General features: G+C 70.1%; 15 protein-coding genes. 7 read left to right on the forward strand and 8 right to left on the reverse strand.

Annotated features, from left to right (window positions below; translation table 11 throughout):
• Positions 1 to 51: 51 nt before the first annotated feature.
• The 7 genes from ACIREI_RS10360 to ACIREI_RS10390 form a co-directional block, all read right to left on the reverse strand.
• Complete coding sequence (locus ACIREI_RS10360; RefSeq protein WP_403329952.1) at positions 52 to 1,077, reverse strand: LacI family DNA-binding transcriptional regulator; 1,026 nt, start codon at positions 1,075 to 1,077, stop codon at positions 52 to 54.
• An 84-nt stretch (positions 1,078 to 1,161) separates the two neighbouring features.
• Positions 1,162 to 2,592 carry a BNR repeat-containing protein gene (locus tag ACIREI_RS10365; protein ID WP_403329955.1) on the reverse strand — a complete coding sequence of 477 codons (1,431 nt, stop codon included), beginning with the start codon at positions 2,590 to 2,592 and terminating at the stop codon, positions 1,162 to 1,164.
• A gap of 52 nt (positions 2,593 to 2,644) precedes the next feature.
• On the reverse strand, positions 2,645 to 2,965 hold the full coding sequence (locus ACIREI_RS10370; RefSeq protein ID WP_301994841.1) for an L-rhamnose mutarotase: 321 nt from the start codon (positions 2,963 to 2,965) through the stop codon (positions 2,645 to 2,647).
• Positions 2,966 to 2,982: 17 nt separating this feature from the next.
• Positions 2,983 to 4,062: a rhamnose ABC transporter substrate-binding protein gene (gene rhaS / locus ACIREI_RS10375; RefSeq protein ID WP_403329958.1), complete on the reverse strand. Its 1,080-nt coding sequence runs from the start codon at positions 4,060 to 4,062 to the stop codon at positions 2,983 to 2,985.
• A 98-nt stretch (positions 4,063 to 4,160) separates the two neighbouring features.
• On the reverse strand, positions 4,161 to 5,147 hold the full coding sequence (locus tag ACIREI_RS10380) for an ABC transporter permease (RefSeq protein ID WP_403329961.1): 987 nt from the start codon (positions 5,145 to 5,147) through the stop codon (positions 4,161 to 4,163).
• Entirely contained in the window at positions 5,140 to 6,180 is a 1,041-nt protein-coding gene (locus ACIREI_RS10385; protein ID WP_403329964.1) for an ABC transporter permease, read from the reverse strand. Before ACIREI_RS10385 ends, ACIREI_RS10380 begins: the two co-directional genes overlap by 8 nt.
• Positions 6,177 to 7,694 (reverse strand): sugar ABC transporter ATP-binding protein, encoded by a 1,518-nt coding sequence (locus ACIREI_RS10390; protein WP_403329967.1) that lies wholly within the window; start codon positions 7,692 to 7,694, stop codon positions 6,177 to 6,179. The genes ACIREI_RS10385 and ACIREI_RS10390 overlap by 4 nt, the downstream gene beginning before the upstream one ends.
• A 282-nt stretch (positions 7,695 to 7,976) precedes the next feature.
• Between ACIREI_RS10390 and rhaI the strand changes: the two genes are divergently transcribed.
• The 6 genes from rhaI to ACIREI_RS10420 all read left to right on the forward strand — a co-directional run bounded on the left by rhaI (position 7,977) and on the right by ACIREI_RS10420 (position 15,722).
• Positions 7,977 to 9,137 carry an L-rhamnose isomerase gene (rhaI, locus tag ACIREI_RS10395; protein ID WP_403329970.1) on the forward strand — a complete coding sequence of 387 codons (1,161 nt, stop codon included), beginning with the start codon at positions 7,977 to 7,979 and terminating at the stop codon, positions 9,135 to 9,137.
• Between the two features lie 143 nt (positions 9,138 to 9,280).
• A complete protein-coding gene (locus tag ACIREI_RS10400) occupies positions 9,281 to 11,320 on the forward strand; it encodes a bifunctional aldolase/short-chain dehydrogenase (protein WP_403329973.1) in 2,040 nt (679 codons plus the stop codon).
• Complete coding sequence (locus tag ACIREI_RS10405; protein ID WP_403329976.1) at positions 11,317 to 12,765, forward strand: rhamnulokinase family protein; 1,449 nt, start codon at positions 11,317 to 11,319, stop codon at positions 12,763 to 12,765. Before ACIREI_RS10400 ends, ACIREI_RS10405 begins: the two co-directional genes overlap by 4 nt.
• Before the next feature lie 88 nt (positions 12,766 to 12,853).
• Positions 12,854 to 13,609, forward strand: a complete 756-nt coding sequence (locus ACIREI_RS10410; protein WP_403329979.1) for a (Fe-S)-binding protein — start codon at positions 12,854 to 12,856, stop codon at positions 13,607 to 13,609.
• Positions 13,606 to 15,084, forward strand: a complete 1,479-nt coding sequence (locus tag ACIREI_RS10415; protein ID WP_403329982.1) for a LutB/LldF family L-lactate oxidation iron-sulfur protein — start codon at positions 13,606 to 13,608, stop codon at positions 15,082 to 15,084. The genes ACIREI_RS10410 and ACIREI_RS10415 overlap by 4 nt, the downstream gene beginning before the upstream one ends.
• The gene (locus ACIREI_RS10420) at positions 15,081 to 15,722 is read left to right on the forward strand and encodes a lactate utilization protein C (RefSeq protein WP_403329985.1); all 642 of its coding nucleotides are present in this window, start codon (positions 15,081 to 15,083) and stop codon (positions 15,720 to 15,722) included. The genes ACIREI_RS10415 and ACIREI_RS10420 overlap by 4 nt, the downstream gene beginning before the upstream one ends.
• Positions 15,723 to 15,739: 17 nt before the next feature.
• On the opposite strand, the gene ACIREI_RS10425 is transcribed toward ACIREI_RS10420, so the two are convergent.
• Positions 15,740 to 17,278: an FAD-dependent oxidoreductase gene (locus ACIREI_RS10425; protein ID WP_403329988.1), complete on the reverse strand. Its 1,539-nt coding sequence runs from the start codon at positions 17,276 to 17,278 to the stop codon at positions 15,740 to 15,742.
• A 204-nt stretch (positions 17,279 to 17,482) separates the two neighbouring features.
• Between ACIREI_RS10425 and ACIREI_RS10430 the strand changes: the two genes are divergently transcribed.
• Positions 17,483 to 18,274: an ABC transporter ATP-binding protein gene (locus ACIREI_RS10430; RefSeq protein ID WP_403329991.1), complete on the forward strand. Its 792-nt coding sequence runs from the start codon at positions 17,483 to 17,485 to the stop codon at positions 18,272 to 18,274.

Raw genomic sequence — 18,274 nt, forward strand, 5'->3', positions numbered from 1 at the left:
GTTCGTCCGCCGACCGAGCCCCGGGATCATGAAATCGTACTGAACGGCGGATCAGCGGGCCGAGAGGCTGGACCGCCGGACCACCAGCTCCGGCTGCAGGACGACCCGCCGGTGCTCGTGCTTCTTCGTGGCGGTCTCCTCCTCCGTCTCCTCCAGCAGCATCTCCGCCGCGAGAGTGCCCATGGTGACGGCGGGCTGCCGAACGGAGGTGAGGGGAACGGCCGCGGCGGCCGCGAACTCGATGTCGTCGTAGCCGACGATCGCGAGGTCGTCGGGGACCTTTATGCCGGCCGCGTACATGGCCTGCAGGACGCCGAGGGCGAGCAGGTCGTTGGCGCAGAAGACGGCGGTCGGGCGGTCGGCGAGGCCGAGCAGGCGGGCGCCGGCGTCGCGGCCCGCGGCGACGTCGAGCCGCTCGGTGGGCAGCTCGCGCAGGTGCTCGGGGCCGAGGCCGGCCTCCTGAAGCGCGTGCAGGGCGCCGGTGCGGCGGTCGCGGACCTGGTTGAGGCCGGGCGGGCCGCTGACGTAGGCGATGGAGCGGTGCCCGGCGTCGACGAGGTGCCGTACGGCGAGGGCGCCGCCGGCGACGTCGTCGACGGAGACCGAGCACTCGGTGGTGCCCTCGGCGACCCGGTCCACGAGGACGAAGGGGATGTTGTGCCGCCGGAACGCCTCGATGTTGCGGCCGGTGGCGTCGGCGGGGGTCAGCAGGACGCCGCGCACCCGCTGTTCGGCGAAGAGTGACAGGTAGTCGGCCTCCTCGCTCGGGCTCTGCGCGCTGTTGCAGACCATCACGCCGAGCCCGGCCTCGCGCGCGGCCCGCTCGGCGCCGCGCGCCACGTCGACGAAGAAGGGGTTGCCCATGTCGAGGACGAGCAGCCCCATGATCCGGCTGCGGCCCGCGCGCAGCTGGCGCGCGGACTCACTGCGGACATAGCCCAGCCGGTCTATCGCGGACTGCACCCGCGCCCGCGTCTCGGTCGCGACCGTGTCCGGACGGTTGATGACGTTCGAGACCGTGCCGACGGATACTCCGGCGGCGCGGGCGACGTCCTTGATACCCACCGACTGGGCCATCGGGCAGGGACCTCCAGTGAGACGCGAGAAGACGTGGGGCGGCGGGAACGCACATTACCGTCAAGCCGCCCACAACGGCTGTGGTCAGGCAGGCAGGCGGAAGTTCAGGTTGCGCAGCGCCGAGGGCGTCGTACCGCTGGACTTCTCCTGGTACATGATCGACAGGAAGTTGTCCTGCGCGATCCGCGTCTCGTCGATGACGACCTCACCGAAGGCGTTCAGCCCGGCCGTGACCCCGTCGTACAGCACCGACCAGTCCGTGTAACCGGACGCCTTGGAGGCCCCGGCGATCCGGCAGAACGGGAAGATCGCGTACGCGTTGTCGTACTTGTCCAGGATCAGCTTGGTGCGCTGGCTGGAGTTCAGCGGGACCGGGATCTCGGTCTTCTGCCAGGTGCCGGAGGAGTTCTTGCGGACGTGGAACGCGCGGCCGTTGGCGGTGCGGTCGGTGACGTAGTTCGTCGTGCACTGGCCGAAGCGGCCGGGGACGTAGGAGATGATCGCGTGCGGCAGGCCCGCGGAGTCGGTGAACTGGCTCTCCTGGTTCATCAGGGAGTGGTCCGGGTTGAGCGCGTCGATCACCAGGCCGCTGTCGGTGACGGCGACCTTGTCGGAGCCGCCGGTGGTGCCGACGACGGCGCCGGCGTTGTTGCGCCAGGTGCGACCGCGGTCGTCGGAGTAGACGTAGCCGGTGTCGTGGTTGGTGATGCCGCCACTGGCGCACATCACGGCGCCGTTCTGCTCACGCCAGGTGAAGAAGGAGTGCAGGCGGCCGTTCTTGTCGTAGTCGATGCCGTGCAGGTACATGTTGCGGGCCGTCGAGGAGCCGTGCTCGCTGGTGTACGTGCCGGTGGAGCTGGACCACTCGCCGAGGTTGGTCCAGGTCGAACCGTCGTACTCGGCGAGGGCGTTGCGGCCGTTGCCGGAGATCGCCACCCGGTAGCTGAGCTGCAGCTTGCCCTCGGGGGTGGAGATGAACTGCGGGTAGGTGAACTGCGAGGTGAGGGCCAGGCCGTCCAGGGTGGACTGGGGGGCACCGAAACGGCTCGCGGTCCAGCTCAGTCCCGCCGGGTTGTCCATCAGGCCGGCCACCGACTTGACGTAGGTGAAGCCGTCGCTGTGGGAGTCCATGTTGAGGTGGAGGCGGCCGTCGATCTTGGAGACGCCCATGGAGATGACGTTGTGGGAGTCGTTGTAGCGCAGGGTGTGGCCGACCTTGACCGTGGACCAGGTGCTGGAGCCGAGCACGCGGCGGCCGACGACGGCGTTGCGGTCGGCGGTGTACCAGACGGCGTACTGGTAGCCCTTGTAGGTCAGCAGGCCGTTCTTCTGGAAGGAGTTGTTGTTGACCAGGCCGTCGTACGACACGAAGAAGATGGCCTGCGTGTCGAGGGTGGTGGTGCCGGTCAGGGTGAGGGACGGGCCGGGGTCGGCGGCACGGGCGGTTCCGGACGCGAGGGCGGGGGTCATGACGGCTCCGGCGAGGGCGGCGCCCAGCAGCGTACGTCTCTTCATCTCGGGGGACTCCATTGTCGGCGAGGTGCGGGGGAAGGGAGACATTCAGGGGTCAGGCCAGGTGGAACACTTCCGTGAGCGGTTTCATGGCCTCGTCGGGCCGGGCGCCGTCCAACGACTCGAAGAACGGCGCCATCTCCGCCTGCCAGCGGGCGTTGACATCGGTGGCTTCCATACCGGCCACGGCGGCCGCGAAGTCCTCGGTCTCCAGGTAGCCGACGAGCAGGCCGTCCTCGCGCAGGAAGAGCGAGTAGTTGTGCCAGCCGGTGGCCGAGAGCGCTTCGAGCATCTCGGGCCACACGGCGGCGTGCCGCTCACGGTACTCGTCGAGGCGGTCCGCCCTGACCTTCAGCAGGAAGCACACGCGCTGCATCAACAACCCTCCGGGTATCAGAAGTTGAACTGGTCGATGTTCTTGGCGTTGAAGACGGTGGGCTTGCCGAGGCTGATCACGCCGTCCTTGCCGATGGTGTACGTGGTGCCGCCGGCCTTGAAGGTCTCGCCCTCCTTGCCGGTGATCTGGCCGGAGACCAGGGCGACGGCGGTACGGGCGGCCAGGTCGCCGAGCTTCGCCGGGTCCCACAGCTCGAACGCCTCGACGGTGCCGTTCTTCACGTACTTGCGCATGTCGTTCGGGGTGCCGAGGCCGGTCAGCTTGACCTTGCCCTTGTACTTGGAGCCCGACAGGTACTGGGCGGCGGCCTTGATGCCGACGGTGGTCGGGGAGATGATCCCCTTCAGGTTCGGGTACTCCTGGAGCAGGCCCTGGGTCTGCTGGAAGGACTTCTGGGCGTCGTCGTCACCGTAGGCGACCTTGACGAGCTTGATGTCCTTGTACTTGGGGTCCTTCAGCTCGTCCTTCATGAAGTCGATCCAGATGTTCTGGTTCGTCGCGGTCTGCGCGGCGGACAGGATCGCGATCTCGCCCTTGTAGTCGATCTGTTCGGCGAGCAGCTGCACCTCGGTGCGGCCGAGGTCCTCGGCGGAGGCCTGCGAGACGAAGGCGTTGCGGCAGTCGGCGGTGGTGTCGGAGTCGTAGGTGACGACCTTGATGCCGTTCTTCATGGCCTGCTTGAGCGCGGTGCACAGGGCGCCCGGGTCCTGCGCGGAGACGGCCATCGCGTCGACCTGCTGCTGGGTGAGCGTGTTGACGTAGGAGACCTGCCCGGCGGTGTCGGTGGCGCTGGACGGGCCGACCTCCTTGTAGCTGGAGCCCAGCTCCTTCAGGGCCGCCTCGCCGCCCTTGTCGGCGGAGGTGAAGTAGGGGTTGTTGACCTGCTTGGGCAGGAAGCCGACGGTCAGGCCCTTCTTCAGCTCGGCGTTCGGGTCGGCCTTGCCGGCGGAGGCGGCGGAGGCGCCCTCGCTCTTGACGTCCTCCTTGGTGGTGCCGCCGCAGGCGGTGGCCGCCAGGGCGAGGGACGTGACGGCGGCGAGGGCCGCGCAGGTACGGCGGATGGATGCCTTGCGCATGCTGGGTTCCTTTTTACGAGGTGAGGTGGAGCGCCCCTGGAAGGGGCGCGGGGCTGTTTCGATAGCCACATACGGCCGGAAGATCGAAGACAGCCTTGCTAGTGCAGCGCTTGCGCTCTGCGGCCCGCTCTCGCCACGGCGATTTGACGGGCGACCCGAGGGCCAAGGACGGACAGGACGAGCAGGACGCCGGTGACGACGATCTGCGACTGGGCGGAGACGTCCTGGAGGCTCATCACGTTCTGCAGGGCCCCCAGCAGGAACACCCCGGCGATGGCGCCGCCCAGCGTGCCCTTGCCGCCGTCGAAGTCGATGCCGCCGAGCAACACCGCGGCGACGACGGAGAGTTCGAGGCCGGTGGCGTTGTCGTAACGGGCACTGGCGTAGTGCAGCGCCCAGAAGATCCCGGTGAGGGAGGCCATCAGGCCGGTCACCGTGAACAGGATCAGCTTCTGCCGCTTGACCCGGATACCGGCGAACCTCGCGGCCTCCTCGCTCGCGCCGGTCGCGAAGACCGACCGTCCGAACGGGGTGGCGTGCAGAACGATCACGGCGATCGCGAGGAGCACCAGGAAGGGCAGGAAGGCGTACGGGATGAAGGTGTCCCCGATACGTCCGGCGGCGAAGTCGAGGTACTGGGTGGGGAAGTCGGTCACCGCGTCGGAGCCGAGGATGATCTGGGCGATGCCGCGGTAGGCGGCGAGAGTACCGATGGTGACGGCGAGCGACGGCAGACCCAGCTTGGTCACCAGCAGGCCGTTGATCAGTCCGCACACCACACCGAGCAGCAGACAGATCGGGATGATCGTTTCGATCGTCATGCCCTGGTTCCACAGGGCGCCCATCACGGCGCCGGAGAGACCGGCGGTGGAGGCGACCGAGAGATCGATCTCGCCCGAGACGACCAAGAGCGTCATCGGCAGGGCGATCAAAGCGATCGGAAGAGTGTTCCCGATCAGGAACGACAGGTTGAGAGCGTTTCCGAAACCGTCGACCGTTCCGAAGGACAGCAGGAGCACGACGATCAGAAGCGCACCGACGACCGTGTCCCAGCGGATCGCTCGGCTCAGGGAGAAGTCAGCCATGGCGGGCGTTCCTCTTCTTCAGGGCGGAGGCCACGCGCAGCGCGACGATCCGGTCGACCGCGATGGCGAGCAGGAGCAGGATGCCGTTGATGGCGAGCACCCAGACGGAGCTGACACCGAGGGCGGGCAGCACGCTGTTGATGGAGGTCAGCAGCAGGGCGCCGAGCGCCGCGCCGTAGACGCTGCCGGAGCCGCCGGTGAAGACGACGCCGCCGACGACGACCGCGCTGACGACGGTGAGTTCGTAGCCGTTGCCGGTGCCGGAGTCGACGTTGCCGAAGCGGGCCAGGTACATGGCGCCCGCGAGGCCGGCCAGCGCACCGCAGAAGGTGTACGCGGCCAGGATCCGCTTGCGCACCGGAATGCCGGCGAGGCGGGCGGCCTCCGGGTTGGAGCCGAGGGCGTACAGCTCGCGGCCGCTGCCGAAGTGCTTGAGGTAGTACGCGGTCGCCACCAGGACGGCGATCGCGATCAGCGCCAGCCACGGCACCGCGGAGATGCCGCCGGAGCCGAAGTCGACGAAGCCGTCCGGGAGGTCGGCCGCCGTGATCTGCCGGGAGCCGACCCAGATGGAGTCGATGCCGCGGATGATGTAGAGCGTGCCCAGGGTGACGACGAGGGCCGGTACCTGACCGAGGCTGACGAGAAGGCCGTTCAGCAGGCCGAAGGCGATGCCCATCAGGACCGCCAGCAGCACGGCGACGACGGGGTTCCCGCCGCCCTGCAGATACATGCCGGCGGCGAAGGCGCTGATGCCGAGGGTCGAGCCGACCGACAGGTCCACGTTCCTCGTGATGACCACCAGGGACTGGCCGGTGGCGACCAGGACGAGGATCGTCGCGTTCAGGAGCAGGTCCTTGATGCCCTGCTCGGTGAGGAACTCGCTGTTGCCGAGCTGGGTGACGACGATCATCACCACGAAGACGACCAGGATGGCGAGTTCGCGCATCTTGAAGACGCGGTCGACCAGGCGGGTGCCGCTGGACTTCGGTACGTCGGTGACAGGGGCCTGCTTGGGAGTGATCACCGTCATGCGGCGGCCCTCCCGGTTGCTGCGGCCATCACGGTTTCCTCGGTGGCGTCGGAGCGCGGGATCTCGGCGGTCAGGCGGCCCTCGTGCATCACGAGCACGCGGTCGGCCATGCCGAGGATCTCGGGCAGGTCGGAGGAGATCATCAGGACGGCGACGCCGTCGGCGGCGAGTTCGCTGAGCAGCCGGTGCACCTCGGCCTTGGTGCCGACGTCGATCCCTCGGGTGGGTTCGTCGACGATCAGCACCTTGGGGCCGGTGGCGAGCCACTTGGCGAGGACGACCTTCTGCTGGTTGCCGCCCGACAGGGTGGAGACGGCGTCGGCGATCCGGGCGTACTTGACCTGGAGCTTGACGGCCCAGTCGAGGGAGCGGCTGCGTTCGGCGCCGCGGTCCATCAGGCCCGCCTTGACGGTCGTACGAAGGCCCGTGAGGCCGATGTTGCGCTCGATGGACATGTCCATCACCAGGCCCTGGGCGCGCCGGTCCTCGGGGACGAGGGCCAGGCCGGAGGCCATGGCGGTGGACGGGGCGCCGTTGGTCAGGGCCTTGCCGTCGACGGTGACCTCGCCGGCGTCCCAGCGGTCGATGCCGAACACGGCCCGCGCGACTTCGGTACGGCCCGCTCCCACGAGCCCGGCGAGGCCGACGATCTCACCGCGCCGTACGTCGAAGGAGACGTCGGTGAAGACGCCCTCGCGGGTCAGCCGGCGCACGCTCAGGGCGACCTCGCCCGGCCTCACGTCCTGCTTGGGGTACAGCTCTTCGAGGTCACGGCCCACCATCCGGCGGACGAGGTCCTCCTCGGTCATGCCGTCGAGGAGCTCGCTGGCGATCCAGGCACCGTCGCGCAGGGTGGTCACCCGCCGGCAGATCTGGAAGATCTCCTCCAGCCGGTGGGAGATGAAGAGGACGGCGGCGCCCTGTTCGCGCAAGGTGCGGACGACTCCGAAGAGCCGGGCGACCTCGCTGCCGGTGAGGGCGGCGGTCGGCTCGTCCATGATCAGGACGCGGGCGTCGAAGGAGAGCGCCTTGGCGATCTCGACGATCTGCTGGTCCGCGATGGACAGGCCGCGCGCGGGGCGGTCGGGGTCGAGCTCGACGCCGAGGCGCTGCATCAGGGCCAGGGTCGCGGCGTGCGTGGCCTTGTGGTCGATCCGGCCGAGCGCGCGCCGCGGCTGGCGGCCCATGAAGATGTTCTCGGCGATCGACAGGTCCGGGAAGAGAGTCGGCTCCTGGTAGATCACGGCGATGCCGGCGTCGCGGGCGTCACCGGGGCCGTGGAAGACGACGGGCGCACCGTCGAGCAGCACCTGGCCCGCGTCGGGGCGGTGCACTCCGGCGAGTGTCTTGATGAGGGTCGACTTGCCCGCGCCGTTCTCTCCGGCGAGGGCGTGCACCTCCCCGGGAAACAGCTCCAGGGAGACGTCCCGCAGGGCACGGACCGCGCCGAAGGACTTCGAGATGTCCCTGAGCGCCAGAACCGGGGCCGGACCCGTTTTGGACGGGTGGGTCATGGGGGCTCCTCGACGACGCCGGCGGGACGGCCCTCTCGGCGTCGTGAAAGGTTTCAACTTGGTTGCCGGGACGTTAGGCATGGAGCGCATGTCACGTCAATGGGTCCGTGTCGAAAAAATTTCGATGAAACAAGGTCACGGGGGAGTCACGGGAAAGAGTCGTGGCCACAGGGCTTGACACTCCACCGGACGGCTCATACGTTCCCGTCTTGAATCGTTTCACAGCGAAGCCGTTCAGATGTCTACCGTCCGACTTCCGTCCCGATGTCACAGGAGCCCTCAGTGACCGAGCTCGCCGCGGTGAAGGCCGCACTCAAGACCCAGGCAGTCGAAACGCCGTCGTGGGCGTACGGGAACTCGGGGACGCGGTTCAAGGTCTTCGCCCAGCAGGGCGTTCCGCGTACGCCGCGCGAGAAGCTTGAGGACGCGGCTCAGGTGCACGCCTTCACCGGTGTGGCCCCGACCGTCGCGCTGCACATTCCGTGGGACAAGGTCGAGGACTACGGCGCGCTGGCCAAATTCGCCGAGGAGCGCGGCGTGAAGCTGGGCGCGATCAACTCCAACACGTTCCAGGACGACGACTACAAGCTGGGCAGCATCTGCCACCCGGACGCGGTGGTGCGGCGCAAGGCCGTCGACCATCTGCTGGAGTGCGTCGACATCATGGACGCGACCGGGTCGCGGGATCTGAAGCTGTGGTTCGCGGACGGCACGAATTACCCGGGGCAGGACGACATCCGGGCGCGGCAGGACCGGCTGGCCGAGGGCCTGGCCGAGGTGTACGAGCGGCTGGGCGAGGGGCAGCGGATGCTGCTGGAGTACAAGTTCTTCGAGCCGGCCTTCTACACGACCGATGTGCCGGACTGGGGGACGGCGTACGCGCACTGCCTGAAGCTCGGCGAGAAGGCGCAGGTCGTGGTCGACACCGGGCACCACGCTCCCGGGACCAACATCGAGTTCATCGTCGCGACGCTGCTGCGGGAGGGGAAGCTCGGGGGGTTCGACTTCAACTCCCGGTTCTACGCGGACGACGACCTGATGGTCGGGGCCGCGGATCCGTTCCAGCTGTTCCGGATCATGTACGAGGTCGTGCGTGGGGGCGGGTTCTCGCCCGAGGTCGCGTTCATGCTCGACCAGTGCCACAACATCGAGGCGAAGATCCCGGCGATCATCCGGTCCGTGATGAACGTGCAGGAGGCCACGGCGAAGGCGCTGCTGGTCGACCGCGTCGCTCTGGCCGAGGCGCAGGCTGCCGGTGACGTGCTTGAGGCCAACGCTGTGCTGATGGACGCGTACAACACGGATGTGCGGCCGCTGCTGGGTGAGGTGCGGGAAGAGATGGGTCTCGACGCCAATCCGATCGCCGCGTACCGCCGGTCCGGGTGGGCCGAGAAGATCGTGGCCGAGCGGGTTGGTGGGGAGCAGGCCGGGTGGGGGGCGTAAGCGTCTGCCGAGATCTGTTGTCTTCGGGCTGCGGGCCGTATGTGGCTGGTCGCGCCCGCGCGGCGGTAGCCGCACATTCAACACAGCCCCGCGCCCCTGAAGGGGCGCTATCCCTCGCCCTCGTCAAGAAGGACTGAACAGACATGGCAACCCATCCCGAAGCCGCCGCCCTCCTCGCCCGTTCCCATCGGCTCGGCTCCGACCCCCGTAACACCAACTACGCCGGCGGAAACGCGTCCGCCAAGGGCACCGACACCGACCCCGTCACCGGTGGTGACGTGGAGCTGATGTGGGTCAAGGGGTCCGGTGGGGACCTCGGGACGCTCACCGAGGCGGGGCTCGCGGTGTTGCGGCTGGACCGGATGCGGGCGCTCGTCGACGTGTATCCGGGCGTCGAGCGCGAGGACGAGATGGTCGCCGCCTTCGACTACTGCCTGCATGGGAAGGGTGGGGCGGCTCCGTCCATCGACACCGCCATGCACGGGCTCGTCGAGGCCGCGCACGTGGACCATCTGCACCCCGACTCCGGCATCGCGCTGGCCTGTGCCGCCGACGGCGAGAAGCTGACCGCGGAGTGCTTCGGTGACACCGTGGTGTGGGTGCCGTGGCGGCGGCCCGGGTTCCAGCTCGGGCTCGACATCGCCGCCGTGAAGGCCGCCAACCCGCAGGCCATCGGGTGCATTCTCGGGGGCCACGGCATCACCGCCTGGGGTGACACCTCCGAGGAGTGCGAGCGGAACTCGCTGCACATCATCCGCACCGCCGAGGCGTTTCTCGCCGAGCGCGGGAAGCCGGAGCCCTTCGGGCCGGTGATCGAGGGGTACGCGGCGCTCGGCGCCGTCGAGCGGCGGGAGCGGGCCGCGGCGCTGGCGCCGGTCGTCCGTGCCATCGCTTCCCAGGACCGGCCGCAGGTCGGTCACTTCACCGACTCCGAGGTCGTTCTCGACTTCCTCGCGAGCGCCGAGCACCCGCGGCTCGCGGCCCTGGGCACCTCGTGCCCGGACCACTTCCTGCGGACCAAGGTGCGGCCGCTCGTCCTCGACCTGCCGCCCACCGCGCCCCTCGACGAGGCCGTCGCCCGGCTGGGGGAGCTGCACGCCGAGTACCGCGAGGAGTACGCCGCCTACTACCGGCGGCACGCACTGCCCGACTCCCCCGCCATGCGCGGCGCCGACCCGGCGATCGTGCTGATCCCCGGGGTCGGCATGTTCAGCTTCGGCAAGGACAAGCAGACCGCACGAGTGGCCGGCGAGTTCTATGTCAACGCCATCAATGTGATGCGGGGGGCGGAGGCCGTCTCCACCTACGCGCCCATCGAGGAGTCCGAGAAGTTCCGTATCGAGTACTGGGCCCTGGAGGAGGCCAAGCTTCAGCGGATGCCGAAGCCCAAGCCGCTCGCGACCCGGGTCGCGCTGGTGACGGGCGCGGGCAGCGGGATCGGGAAGGCCATCGCGCAGCGGCTCGTCGCCGAGGGCGCCTGTGTGGTCGTCGCCGATCTGAACGCCGAGAACGCCCAGGCCGTCGCCGAGGAGCTGGGCGGGCCGGACAAGGCCGTCGCGGTGACCGTCGACGTCACGTCCGAGGAGCAGATCGCGGAGGCCTTCAAGGCGGCCGTGCTGGCCTTCGGCGGGGTCGATCTGGTGGTCAACAACGCCGGTATCTCCATCTCCAAGCCGCTGCTGGAGACCTCGGCCAAGGACTGGGACCTCCAGCACGACATCATGGCGCGCGGTTCCTTCCTGGTGTCGCGGGAGGCGGCGCGTGTGATGATCGCTCAGGAGCTGGGCGGTGACATCGTCTACATCGCCTCGAAGAACGCCGTCTTCGCCGGACCCAACAACATCGCCTACTCCGCCACCAAGGCCGACCAGGCTCATCAAGTACGGCTGCTGGCCGCCGAGCTGGGCGAGCACGGCATCCGCGTCAACGGGATCAACCCGGACGGCGTGGTGCGTGGGTCCGGGATCTTCGCCGGTGGCTGGGGGGCCAAGCGGGCCGCGGTGTACGGGGTCGAGGAGGAGAAGCTGGGCGAGTTCTACGCCCAGCGGACCATCCTCAAGCGCGAGGTGCTGCCCGACCATGTCGCGAACGCCGTCTTCGCGCTGACCGGCGGGGACCTGACGCACACCACGGGACTGCACATCCCGGTCGACGCCGGCGTCGCGGCCGCCTTCCTGCGGTGAGCGCGTCCGTGAAGTCGTACGCCGCGGTCGACCTGGGCGCCTCCAGCGGGCGGGTCATGGTCGGCCGCGTCGGCCCGGACTCGCTGGAGCTGAGCGAGGCCCACCGCTTTCCCAACCGGCCCGTTCGGGTGCCCGAAGGGCTGCGCTGGGACGTGCTCGCGCTGTACGCGGGTGTCCTGGCGGGGCTGAAGGCCGCGGGGCAGGTCGACTCCGTCGGCATCGACAGCTGGGCCGTGGACTACGGCCTGCTGGACGCCGACGGGGCGCTGCTCGGCAATCCCGTGCACTACCGGGACTCCCGCACCGAGGGCGTCGCGGAGAAGGTGTGGGCGACCGTACCGGCCGCCGAACTGTACGCGGCGACGGGCCTGCAGTACGCCCCCTTCAACACCCTGTACCAGCTGACGGCGGCGCGTGAGACCCAGCAACTGGCCCGTGCCCGGCGACTGTTGCTCATCCCCGATCTGCTGACGTACTGGCTCACCGGCGAGCAGGGCACCGAGCTCACCAACGCCTCCACCACCCAGCTGATCGATCCCCGCACGCGCGCGTGGTCGTACGACATCGCCTCCCGGCTCGGCATCGACCTGGGCCTGTTCGCGCCGCTCAGGCAACCCGGCGACCCCGCGGGGCTGCTGCGCGGCGAGGTGCTGGAGGAGACCGGGCTGGCCGGTCCCGTGCCGGTGACGGCGGTCGGGTCGCACGACACCGCGTCCGCGGTGGCCGCCGTCCCGGCCGACGGCGAGCGGTTCGCGTACATCTGCACCGGCACCTGGTCGCTGGCGGGACTCGAGCTGGACGCCCCCGTGCTCACCGAGGAGAGCCGGGCCGCCAACTTCACCAATGAGCTGGGGCTGGACGGCACGGTCCGGTATCTGCGGAACATCATGGGGTTGTGGCTGCTCCAGGAGTGCGTACGGGCGTGGGGCGACCCCGGTCTGGGCGGACTGCTGCTGGAGGCGTCCAAGGTGCCGGCGCTGCGGTCGGTCGTGGACGCGGGCGACGCGGCGTTCCTGGCGCCGGGGCGGATGCCGGAGCGGATCGCCGAGGCGTGCCGTGCCTCGGGGCAGCCGGTGCCCGCCTCGCCCGCCGAGATCACGCGCTGCATCCTCGACTCGCTCGCCCTCGCCCACCGCCGGGCGATCGCCGACGCCCAGCGGCTGGCCGGCCATCCGGTCGACGTCGTGCACGTCGTCGGGGGTGGCACGCGCAACGCCCTGCTGTGCCAGCTGACCGCCGACGCCTGCGGGCTGCCGGTGGTGGCCGGTCCGACCGAGGCCGCCGCCCTCGGGAACGTCCTGGTCCAGGCCCGGGCCCATGGGCTGGTCGGCGACCTCGCCGACGGGCGGCGACTGCTCACTCGTACGCAGCCGTTGACCCGGTACGAGCCGCGAGGGGACGCGGCGCGCTGGAGCGAGGCGGAGGCCCGGCTCACCCGAGGGTGAAACTCACCCGGCGGTGAGCGGGGTCTCCCCCGGGCCGCATGCCCGCACTACCCTGCACTCATCCGATGATCGATCACAAGGAGCCGCGATGCGTGTCGCCCTGTTCCTGACCTGCGTCAACGACACGCTCTATCCGGACACCGGGCGCGCCGTGGTGAAACTGCTGACCAGGCTGGGCGTCGAGGTCGACTTCCCGATGGCCCAGACCTGTTGCGGACAGGCGCACTACAACACCGGATACCGTCATGAGGCCGAGCCGCTGGCCCGGCATTTCTCCGATGTCTTCGGTGAGTACGACGCGATCGTCACCCCGTCCGGCTCGTGCGGGGCGATGGTGCGGGAACTGTATCCGCGGATGGGTGAGCGGGCCCGGGCCGAGGGGCGCGGGGACACCCTCGCCGCGACGCTGGCGCCGGTGGTGCCGAAGACGTACGAGCTGACGGAGTTCCTGGTGGACGTGCTGGGGGTGACGGACGTCGGGGCTTACTACCCGCACAAGGTGACCTACCACCCGACCTGCCATGGGCTGCGCGGGCTCGGGCTCGGCGAGCGGCCCCGGCGGCTGCTCCAGGCCGTCAAGGGGCTGGAGCTGGCCGAGTTGCCGGGCGCCGACGAGTGCTGTGGGTTCGGCGGCACGTTCGCGCTGAAGAACTCCGACGTCTCGGCGGCGATGGGCGCGGACAAGGTACGCAACGCAGAGTCGACGGGGGCCGAGGTGCTGTGCGCGGCCGACAACTCCTGTCTGATGCACATCGGCGGGACCATGGCCCGGCTGCGGACGGGCATGCGGCCCGTGCACATCGCGGAGATCCTGGCGAGCACGGAGGAGGAGCCGGCCGTATGAGCGGGACGTTCGTAGGGATGCCGGCCTTTCCGAAGGCCGCGCACGAGGCGGTGCACGACCAGACCCTGCGCGGCAATCTGCGCCATGCCACGCACACCATCCGAGCCAAGCGGGCGAACGCCGTCGCGGAGGTGTCCGACTGGGCGGCGCTGCGGGAGGCCGGGAAGCGGATCAAGGACCATACGCTGCGTCATCTCGACCGCTACCTCGTGCAGTTGGAGGTGTCGGTCACGGCGGCGGGCGGCACGGTTCACTGGGCCGCCGACGCCGACGAGGCCAACCGGATCGTGGCGGACCTCGTCAAGGCGACCGGTGAGCCGGAGGTCGTCAAGGTCAAGTCGATGGCCACGCAGGAGATCGGACTGAACGAGGCGCTGGAGGCGGAGGGCATCCGCGCCTACGAGACCGATCTCGCCGAGCTGATCGTGCAGTTGGGCAAGGACCGGCCCTCGCACATCCTCGTCCCTGCGATCCACCGCAACCGGGGTGAGATCCGGGACATCTTCGAACGCGAGATGAGCGAGTGGGGCCGCCCGGCCCCCGAGGGCCTCACGGACACGCCCGCCGAACTCGCCGAGGCGGCCCGCCTGCACCTTCGTGAGAAGTTCCTGCGCGCCAAGGTCGGCGTCTCCGGCGCCAACTTCATGGTCGCCGAGACCGGCACGCTGGTGGTCGTGGAGTCCGAGGGCAACGGGCGGATGTGCCTGACGCTGCCCGAGACGCTGATCTCGGTCGTCGGCATCGAGAAGATCGTGCCGACGTGGCGGGATCTGGAGGTGTTCCTGCAGACGCTGCCCCGTTCCTCGACGGCCGAGCGCATGAATCCGTACACGTCGACGTGGACCGGTACGACGGACGGCGACGGGCCGGAGAACTTCCACCTGGTCCTGCTCGACAACGGCCGCACCGACACCCTGGCCGACGAGGTCGGCCGCCAGGCCCTGCGCTGTATCCGCTGCTCGGCGTGCCTGAACGTGTGCCCGGTGTACGAGCGGGCCGGCGGGCACGCGTACGGCTCGGTCTACCCGGGTCCGATCGGCGCCATCCTCAGCCCCCAACTGCGGGGCGTGGCAAGCGAGATCGACGCCTCGCTGCCGTACGCCTCGTCGCTGTGCGGTGCCTGCTACGAGGTGTGTCCGGTCGCCATCGACATCCCCGAGGTGCTGGTGCATCTGCGGGAGCGGGTCGTCCAGGGCGGTGAGGTCACCTCGCGGGGCAACAAGGTGGTGCTGAAGCCCGCGAAGGGGCATGCCGCCGAGCGGGCCGCGATGCGGGCGGCGCGCTGGGCCTTCCGCCACCCGGGGGTCCTGCGCACCGGTCAGCGGCTCGCCTCGCGGACCCGGAGTCTGCATCCGCGGTCACTGCCGGGGCCGGGCAAGGCGTGGAGCGGCAGCCGGGATCTGCCGGCGGTGCCCGCGGAGCCCTTCCGGGACTGGTGGCAGCGTACGCGGGGCGCGAAGGACGGTGCGAAGTGAGCAGCAGGGAACGGATCCTGGGCCGGGTGCGGCGCGCGCTGGCGGACGTACGACAGGACGACTCGCCGTACGAGCAGGCGGTTTTGCGCGACTATCTGCGTGAGCACGGGGAGCGGACTGTCGCGCAGACGGTGGATCTGCTGGCCGAGAACCTGGCCGACTACCGGGCCGTCGTGCACCGCTGCACGGCCGCCGATCTCCCGGCGACGATCGCCGGGATGCTCGCCGCGCGTGGGGCGAAGACGGTCCTCATGCCGCCGGGGCTGGACCCCGAGTGGCTCTCGGCGACCGACGCGGAGCCGGTCCCGGACCGGGCGGAGAGCACCCCGCACGAGCTGGACCGCATCGACAGTGTGGTCACGGCGTGCGCGGTGGCCGTCGCCGAGACCGGCACCATCGTCCTGGACGGCTCCCCCGACCAGGGCCGACGCCGCATCACCCTCGTCCCCGACCACCACATCTGTGTCGTACGGGTCCCCGAGCAGGTCGTGTCGTCCGTACCGCAGGCGCTCGAACGTCTCGATCCCGCCCGCCCGTTGACGTGGATCTCGGGTCCCTCGGCGACCAGTGACATCGAGCTGGACCGGGTCGAGGGAGTGCACGGTCCGCGCACCCTGGAGGTCGTCCTGGTCGGCTGAGGCCGTGCCCCCGGGCCTCAGATGTCCCGCGGCTCCAGGGGCCGCACCGCCGGGCCCTGCACCACATGGCCGTCCGGATCGAAGCGGGAGCCGTGGCACGGGCACTCCCAGGCCCGTTCGGCGCGGTTGAACGCCACGATGCAGCCCAGGTGCGTGCACTTCGCGGAGACGGCGTGCACCTTGCCGTCGTCGTCGCGGTGGACCGCGCAGCGTTTCCCGGAGACGTGGACGACCGCGCCGTCGCCGGGGGCGATCTCGTCCACCGACGTGGCCGAGGGGCCCGGCAGGTGCTGGAGCCGGTCGCCGACGAAGTGGCGTGCCACGTCGGCCTGGTGCTTGAGGAAGTCCTTCCCCTCGCGCAGCACGGACGTCACCCGGCGCGGATCGTACAGATCGCTCCACGCGTTCTCGCGGCCGGTGATCAGATCGCACAGGAGGCGGCCCGCCATGATCCCGCTCGCCAGTCCCCAGCCGCCGAAGCCGGTGGCCACGTAGGTGTGCCGGCTCGCGGGGTGCAGCGGGCCGACGAGGGGCACGGAGTCGGTGGGGTCGTTGTCCTGGGTGGCCCACCGGTGCGTGAAGTCGAGGTCTCCGAAGCGCTCCACCGCCCACGCGGACAGGGCCTCGAACCGCGCCTCGACATCGCCGCCGGTCCCCGGGGTGAAGTGCTCTCCGGTGACGATGAGCAGGCGTTTTCCGTCCTCGTAGGGTGCCGTGCGGACGGAGCGGGTGTTCTGCTCGGGGGTGATGTACATGCCGATCGGAGCGGCGGTCGTGTCGAGGGGAGCGGTGACCACGAGTTCGCGGCGGGGCGAGAGCCGGGTGAACAGCAGGGCCCGGTCGAAGATCGGATAGTGAGTGGCGACGACGACGGAGCGCGCGGTCACCTTCACCCCGTCCTCGGTCGTGAGGACACACCGGTCGCCCTCGGAGAGCCCGACCACACGCGTGTGCTCGTGCACGCGGCCACCCAGGCGGCGCAGGTCCTCGGTCAGTGCCAGCAGGTACTTGCGGGGGTGGAACTGTGCCTGCTCCTCGACCCGCACCGCGCCCGCGACCGGGAACGGCAGGTCGGTGTCGGTCACGTACTCGGCGGGCAGCCCCGCCTCCCGGGCCGCGGTGGCCTCGGCCCGCAGCTCATCGGTGCGGTCGGCGTCCTCGGCGAAGGTGTACGCCGCCGTGCCCTCCCAGTCGCAGTCCACGCCGAGCGCGTCCGCGGTCTCGGCGGCGTGCCGGATCGCGTCCATCTGCGAGGCCGCGAACAGGCGCGCCCCCTCCTTGCCACGGGTGCGGCGCAGCCGGTCGTAGATCAAGGTGTGCTGGGCGCTCAGCTTGGCCGTCGTGTGCCCGGTGACGCCGGTGGCGACGCGGTCCGCCTCCAATACGGCGACCTCGTGGCCACGGCGGGCGAGCTCCCAGGCCGTGCTGAGCCCGGCGATGCCCGCGCCCACCACCGCGACCTCCACGGTGAGGTCACCGTCCGGTGGCGGCGCGAGGTCGCCGGGCGGTGCCGTCTCGATCCAGTACGAGGTGTGGGTGCGGCCCTGATCGTCCATGGCGCCCGGGTTCCCCGGACCGGCTGGTTCAAGAGTGGCATGAGGGGCTCTTCCCTGATCCGCCGGAGGGCCGCGCCGGCGGCTGACCCCCGGTCCGAGGTGTCGCTGAGTACACCCCGCAACACGGGTTCTGCGCCCAATGTGGTCACGTCGCCGCCTCCGTAGCTTCTTCGGCAGGGCACAGGGAGTGCCGGACGGAGAGTGATGACGATGTTTCGCTCAGGCTCGCGAACGACGCACGACCAGGGACCCGCCGCCGAGGCGCTCCGGCTCGTCAAGGTCACCAAGACCTACGGTGCGCACGACAGTGCCGTGACCGCTCTGGACGGGGTCACCCTCGGTCTGGGGCGGGGCACCTTCACGGCGGTGATGGGGCCGTCGGGGTCCGGCAAGACCACGCTCCTGCACTGCGCGGCCGGGCTCGACCGGCCCGACAGCGGCATCGTGCGGGTGGACGGCACCGAGCTGACCGGGGGCGGCGAGGCCGAGTTGACGAAGTTCCGGCGTGGGCGGATCGGGTTCGTGTTCCAGCAGTACAACCTGCTGGAGACGCTGACCGTCGCGCAGAACACGGTGTTGCCGCTCAAGCTCGCCGGGCAGCGCGTGGATCGCGAGCGGGCCAAGGAGGTCCTGGCCTCCGTGGGTCTCGGCGACCGGCTGGGACACCGCCCCGACCAGTTGTCGGGCGGGCAGCGGCAGCGTGTGGCGATCGCCCGTGCGCTGGTGACCAAGCCCCGGGTGATCTTCGCGGACGAGCCGACGGGCGCCCTGGACACGCGCAGCGCACGCGACGTGCTGCGGTTGCTCCAGCAGGCGGTGCGGGTGCACGGCCGGACCGTGGTGATGGTGACCCATGACCCGGTCGCCGCCTCGTACGCGGACTCGGTGCTGTTCCTGGCGGACGGCCGGCTGGCGGGCCGGGTGGACGCCCCGACGGCCGACGCGGTGGCCGAACGCCTCGCGCACCTCGGCGACAACGTGGCGACGGGGGTGTGA

Origin of the sequence: Streptomyces sp. NPDC093591, from assembly GCF_044764885.1 — a bacterium.
GTDB lineage: Bacteria > Actinomycetota > Actinomycetes > Streptomycetales > Streptomycetaceae > Streptomyces.

Excerpts from the sequence above, each read along its gene's own strand:
- ACIREI_RS10430 (WP_403329991.1), top strand. The coding sequence starts at position 17,483 with ATGACGATGTTTCGCTCAGGCTCGCGAACGACGCACGACCAGGGACCC.
- ACIREI_RS10385 (WP_403329964.1), bottom strand. The coding sequence starts at position 6,180 with ATGACGGTGATCACTCCCAAGCAGGCCCCTGTCACCGACGTACCGAAG.
- ACIREI_RS10390 (WP_403329967.1), bottom strand. The coding sequence starts at position 7,694 with ATGACCCACCCGTCCAAAACGGGTCCGGCCCCGGTTCTGGCGCTCAGG.
- rhaS (WP_403329958.1), bottom strand. The coding sequence starts at position 4,062 with ATGCGCAAGGCATCCATCCGCCGTACCTGCGCGGCCCTCGCCGCCGTC.
- ACIREI_RS10410 (WP_403329979.1), top strand. The coding sequence starts at position 12,854 with ATGCGTGTCGCCCTGTTCCTGACCTGCGTCAACGACACGCTCTATCCG.
- ACIREI_RS10425 (WP_403329988.1), bottom strand. The coding sequence starts at position 17,278 with ATGGACGATCAGGGCCGCACCCACACCTCGTACTGGATCGAGACGGCA.
- ACIREI_RS10370 (WP_301994841.1), bottom strand. The coding sequence starts at position 2,965 with ATGCAGCGCGTGTGCTTCCTGCTGAAGGTCAGGGCGGACCGCCTCGAC.
- ACIREI_RS10360 (WP_403329952.1), bottom strand. The coding sequence starts at position 1,077 with ATGGCCCAGTCGGTGGGTATCAAGGACGTCGCCCGCGCCGCCGGAGTA.
- ACIREI_RS10365 (WP_403329955.1), bottom strand. The coding sequence starts at position 2,592 with ATGAAGAGACGTACGCTGCTGGGCGCCGCCCTCGCCGGAGCCGTCATG.
- ACIREI_RS10415 (WP_403329982.1), top strand. The coding sequence starts at position 13,606 with ATGAGCGGGACGTTCGTAGGGATGCCGGCCTTTCCGAAGGCCGCGCAC.
- ACIREI_RS10380 (WP_403329961.1), bottom strand. The coding sequence starts at position 5,147 with ATGGCTGACTTCTCCCTGAGCCGAGCGATCCGCTGGGACACGGTCGTC.
- ACIREI_RS10400 (WP_403329973.1), top strand. The coding sequence starts at position 9,281 with ATGGCAACCCATCCCGAAGCCGCCGCCCTCCTCGCCCGTTCCCATCGG.